The following is a 5,381-nucleotide window of genomic DNA, read 5'->3' as shown; positions in this document are numbered from 1 at the left end:
ACGGTTTTGAATGGGAGKGGTAGACCGTGAGGTCTATCTCGACCCCTAATCTTACCAAATGCTGTAGTCGGTGGAGCATTCCTTGATGTGCTCAAGGCTGATATTGAGAATCAAGAAAAGCCGTCCTAGAAGGACAGGGTTTTAGACCCATTTTTCTGATAACTGTCCAGTTCAATTGATTGATATCGATACTTCCCCGATTCTATCGCAGGAGGGCGGCGGGCTGGGAATAGATAATCATCAATCACTGAGAAGCCGGGAGTTTCCGCCTCATTCAGCCGGAACTAAGCGCGTCACCTTCAGCCGAAAATTTCCGCCTCTTACTTCTCCAAAAGCACGAACTCTCACAATGTAATCCCCTCCCTCCACAATGCGAGCAAACAGGAGAGAGTTGGTTGTCCCGTCCGGGCGATCGTCATTTTCGGCGATCGCTATACCATCAGACGATAACAACACCACAACGGTATCAAAATCATCGGACATCAGATCAACCATCACTGTATCATCGGTTTCCAGGCGGATGCGATAGTCCCGCAAAAAGCCTCCATCTCCGATGGGAATATCTTGTGGTGAGAGGATGTCCTCTACCACTTCACCAGAAACCATGGGAATCGGTCGATACATGGGCTGTTGCGCTCGTACCGGAACTGTTGCCAATCCTAATGTACAAGCTGTGAGACCAGCCAGTAAACCTGAAGACCAAGAGGAAATAGACGGGTTTTCCATAGAGTTGAGGAGAGAGTGACCGTGGTTAAAATCAGATAATCTGCGCCTGGTGGGCTGAAAACTTTTCCAGTGGCGACAAACCTGGTTGATGACCCCCTGAGCGACAACTATCAACCAACTATCAACCGGGTTTCTTGGTGGCCGGGAATATATATGGCTGCACAGTTGCCCATGGTGTTATATTACCTCAAATTTCCCCACAAGTCAAGCCTCAATCCCCAAAAATTTCCCCACCTGTAAACCCCCTCCTGGTTGGGCTTTGGCTCCGTCGTCGTCCCTCCCTCAATCCCATGGTGCATAAAAAACCGGTCCGGAATCGATAGAACAGTTGTAGGCAGGATTTTTGACCCTGTTAGTATATGAGTGAGAGTAAACATCTCCGAGGAGTTGGGAATATGGCGACAACCTTAGCACAGGTGGCGGGTTTTCTGGATAATCGCGGATGGCGCTACCACAGCGACACCGACCGAAATCGCATCATTACCGCAGTCAAGTCCGAACAGGTGGAGGATTTTATGATTGTGATTCAGGTGCAAGAAGACGGGGAATATTTGGCTCTGTTTGCGCCGCAGCTATTGAACCTGAAAGACCATGTATATAAAGGCGTGGCGTTTCAGACCATGTTAACCATCGCCTGGGAGGAGAAGCTATTGCGGTGGGAATATGACCCCAGTGATGGAGAAGTGCGAACCAGCACCGGGATAGCCTTGGAAGATGCCACCCTGACGGAAAAACAGTTTAACCGCCTGCTGTCGGGGTTAATTCAACTCACCAATGAGGGCGTGGAAAGGTTGCAGGGGGTGTTGGCGACGGGAAATGACCCCGGAGGAAAGACCACCACCGCCCAAATGATGGCGGCGTTGCGGGAGATGTTGTCCGCTGAGGGGTTGGCCGAACTTGAGGCGCAACTGCAACAGTTACAAGGTGAGGGGGATTCGGTTTGATGACCCTTTGAATCCATGGCCAGCACAGCCAGTTTCCCCTGGGGACTGTCCTCTGTGCATCTGTTTCTGAGAATTTCAATACAAAAGACGAGGATATGATGAAACCATTATTTGAACAAATTTGTGGCTGGTTAGATGGGCGCGGCTGGGACTATCAGCCAGAGTCGGAACAGCAACGCCTGATTTTGCAGGTGGAGGGCTTAACCGTAGTTGTAGAAGTATCAGAAAATGGGGAATTTGTCAAGATATTTCTGCCCCAATTGTTGACCCTGGGTGACGACCATCCCCACTATGAGGCGGCTTTGGAAACCTTGCTGCATCTGGGTTGGCAATATAAACTGGCAAGGTGGCAGCGAGACCCGGATGATGGGGAAGTGCGGTTGCGGGCGGATTTACCGTTAGAAGATAGCCAACTGACCCAAAAACAGTTTTGGCGGACCCTGGAGGGAACCCTGCAAATTGCCCAACAGGGACGGGAACAACTGCGGGGAGTATTGGAGACGGGGGAAGAGCAGGCTAAAACTCAGACTGTCAACTTGGGGGTAGATTCTGAAGTCAATGAACAGATAGCCTTTCTGTCGATGCTATTTGAGAAAATCTTAGCGTATCAAGGCAATGCTCAACAGATTTATCCAATTCTTAGGGAAAATTTGCATCAGCTCAATACTGGCTTAATTCCGGCTTTAGAGCAATATTGGCAAATTTTACAAAGTCGGGAAACTGACCTGCAAAACCAACTGATTCCGGCAATTTTTGGGGAATTTGGGAATCTGATCCAACAATTTCCCCTCGGTAATAAATCCTGGAATCTGGAAATTGCCATCAAATGCTACGAAAATGCCCTCACGGTCAGGAAGCCCGACACCGCCCCCTTAGAATGGGCGATGACCCAAAACAACCTGGGTTYWGCCTACTCTGACCTCCCCACAGGCGATCGCGCTGCTAACCTGCAACAGGCTATCAACTGCTACGAAAATGCCCTCACCGTCTGGAAGCCCGACACCGCCCCCTTAGAATGGGCGACGACCCAAAACAACCTGGGKTTAGCCTACTCTGACCTCCCCACAGGCGATCGCGCTGCYAACCTGCAACAGGCTATCAAATGCTACGAAAATGCCCTCACGGTCTGGAASCCCGACACCGCCCCCTTASAATGGGCGACGACCCAAAACAACCTGGGKWTAGCCTACTCTGACCTCCCCACAGGCGATCGCGCTGCTAACCTGCAACAGGCGATTCAATGCTACGAAAATGCCCTCACCGTCTGGAAGCCCGACACCGCCCCCTTAGATTGCCTGACAACCGCTCGCAATTGGGCAAACCTGGAATTTAATCAAGGGCATTGGCAACAAGCCTTAAACCAGTATCAGACTGCCATTGCAGCCATTGAGCAATCTCGCCGTGGGGCGCTCAGTGAAAGTCGCCGCCAGCAGATTATCCAGGAGTCGATTTATGTCTATGAAAATGCCATCCAAGCTGCCATCAACCTTGACGACATCCCCACCGCCCTGGAAATTGTGGAACGGGTGCGGGCGAAACGTCTGGTAGACTTGATGGCAACTGCTGACCTTTACGCCGACGGCAATATTCCCCCCCAGGTGCAGGAGTGGCTACAACAACTCGATCGCCTCGATGACCAAATCGCCCAAAAACGCCAGGAATTTCAAGACGACTCCCGGGAAACGAAACCCGACGGACTCAAAACCCGCCAACTCCGCGCCGCCGCCACCGTCTCCGCTGACATTGCCGAAATCGAACGCCAAAAACAAGACATCCTCGACCAAATTGGTGGCGTTGATGAAGTGGTCGCCAAACTGCGGCAAGTTCAACCCCCCAAACTCTCGGACTTTCAACCCCTACTCTCGGAAAAAACCGCCCTCGTCAGTTTCTACACCACCCGCAACGACACCCATATTTTCATCCTGCGACCCGGAGAGTCCCAACCCCATTGTTTCACCTGCAAAGGACAGGGCTACAAAACCCTACAACTGTGGTTAATAGAAACTTGGGCGATGCCCTATCTCAGCGATAAAACCCAGTGGCGGGAACAAATGCCGGACACCCTGGCGGAAATTGCCCACCGCCTGCAACTTAACCGCCTGATCACCGAACACCTCCAAGACATGGAGGAATTAGTGATTGTTCCCCATCTGTTTCTCCATCAAATCCCCTTTGTGGCGTTACCCATCAATCTCTCCTCGCCCACTGGGAGAGGGGCTGGGGGTGAGGGTTATCTCGGCGATAAATTCCTGCTCCGATACGCCCCCAGTCTGCAAGTTCTGGGCTTCTGTCACCATCGGGGTCCGGTCTCCATGAGCGATTATGGCACGGCAGAAAATGCCACGGACGACCTACCCTTTAGCGGTTTCGAGGGGTCAAAGGTGGCGGAATTGTTCAAAATTGACCCCCAACGTCGCCTGATTGGTGCCGCAGCGACCCGCCAAAACTACCGAGAGTTACTGGCACAAGTTAACCGCCTGGTCAGCACCCACCACGCCCAAAGTCGCTTTGACAATTCTCAGGAGTCGGGATTAAAATTGAGTGACGGCACCATCAGCGTCAGCCAACTGTTTTCTCCGGGTTGGCGTTTCCCGAAACTAGACGAGGTGTTTCTCTCCTGTTGCGAAACGAGTCTATTTTCGCCCAATAGTGCCATTGATGAACCTGTGGCATTAAGTACGGGTTTTCTCTGTGCGGGAGCGCGGGGTCTCATTGCCAGTCAGTGGTCGATTTACGACTGTTCGGCGGCGCTGTTATCGATTCTCTATCATGAACAGCGCCAAGGGGGGTTAAACCGGGTTCGGGCTTTGCAAGCGGCACAGCAAAAAATGCGCCAAATGACGGCGGCGGAGTTTAAGAAACAGTATAAAAAGCCGGTGGAAAATCATCTGAAAGCTGAGAAGAATCGACTGGCTAATCACGTTAATCACGAGCCACTCCTCATGGGTGTATCGGGTGCGGAAAGAGCGGTTAAAAAGTATGCCAACGACAAGGGTTGTCCGTTTGAGCATCCGGTGCATTGGGGGGCGTTGGGCTGTTACGGCCTGGGGTAAAGATTGACCCTCACCCACAACCTCTCTCCTTAAACGGGAGAGGGGATTACCGGATTTGAGAAATCATTAGAAATGGTTTTTTTTCTCCCTACGAGAGATGTTGAGAAACCGGATTTCTGACTCACCCAGTTTATCTATAGCGTTWTTCATATTCATAAGGTAAAGCCCTCACCCCAAACCCCTCTCCCAAAGAGGGAGAGGGGCTTTGAAAAGTACCTCACCAATCCACCGAACCGCTATAATCGAACTAATTGACAGATAATTGGCGTTGAGAAGTGACGCAATCTTGGAGGTAAAGATTAATGAGTTCCTGATAAGATACCCCTTCTTTTTGAGCCATATTTTGAAAATATTCGATCACATCAATTCCCAGAGAAATTGTGACTTGTTTTGTTAAGGGCTTGGCAAAAGTATTTGGTCTCCTTTTCATTTGGGAAAGATCCTATTCCGGTTCCATGAGTTTATCTCCGATATTCTTGGCTGAGGTTGAGAAACCCGGTTTCTTGACCACGATAGGGGCTATATATATGCCCGCACATTCTCCCATGCTGTTATGATATGTCAAATATGGGAAAAAGTCAAGCCTTAATCAGTAACAATTCCCCCTGATTAAGAAGGGTATCGGAAAGGCGATCGCACCCTACGATAATGTGGGATA

4 protein-coding genes are annotated in these 5,381 nt (G+C 50.6%); 2 read left to right on the top strand and 2 right to left on the bottom strand.

The genetic code is table 11. The features are described 5' to 3' along the window. Positions 1-270: 270 nt before the first annotated feature. Positions 271-726 (bottom strand): hypothetical protein, encoded by a 456-nt coding sequence (locus B9T16_RS25300; protein WP_014275086.1) that lies wholly within the window; start codon positions 724-726, stop codon positions 271-273. Positions 727-1,121: 395 nt separating this feature from the next. On the opposite strand from B9T16_RS25300, the gene B9T16_RS25295 reads away from it, so the two are divergent. Further along, the gene (locus B9T16_RS25295) at positions 1,122-1,670 is read left to right on the top strand and encodes a hypothetical protein (RefSeq protein ID WP_410246062.1); all 549 of its coding nucleotides are present in this window, start codon (positions 1,122-1,124) and stop codon (positions 1,668-1,670) included. A gap of 95 nt (positions 1,671-1,765) precedes the next feature. Further along, a complete protein-coding gene (locus B9T16_RS25290; protein WP_410246061.1) occupies positions 1,766-4,723 on the top strand; it encodes a CHAT domain-containing protein in 2,958 nt (985 codons plus the stop codon). 247 nt (positions 4,724-4,970) lie between these two features. Here B9T16_RS25290 and B9T16_RS25285 read toward each other — a convergent pair whose 3' ends face one another. Beyond that, on the bottom strand, positions 4,971-5,153 hold the full coding sequence (locus B9T16_RS25285; protein ID WP_410246060.1) for an antitoxin: 183 nt from the start codon (positions 5,151-5,153) through the stop codon (positions 4,971-4,973). Positions 5,154-5,381 lie beyond the last annotated feature (228 nt).

Origin of the sequence: Arthrospira sp. PCC 8006 (assembly GCF_046480465.1) — a bacterium.
Lineage (GTDB): Bacteria > Cyanobacteriota > Cyanobacteriia > Cyanobacteriales > Microcoleaceae > Limnospira > Limnospira platensis.
The sequence above is the reverse complement of the archived record's forward strand: the minus strand, read 5'-3'. Positions and strand labels throughout refer to the sequence as shown.

Bases quoted from the DNA above. Each gene is read 5' to 3' on its own strand.
- B9T16_RS25300 (WP_014275086.1), bottom strand. From the start codon at position 726: ATGGAAAACCCGTCTATTTCCTCTTGGTCTTCAGGTTTACTGGCTGGT.
- B9T16_RS25295 (WP_410246062.1), top strand. From the start codon at position 1,122: ATGGCGACAACCTTAGCACAGGTGGCGGGTTTTCTGGATAATCGCGGA.
- B9T16_RS25285 (WP_410246060.1), bottom strand. From the start codon at position 5,153: ATGAAAAGGAGACCAAATACTTTTGCCAAGCCCTTAACAAAACAAGTC.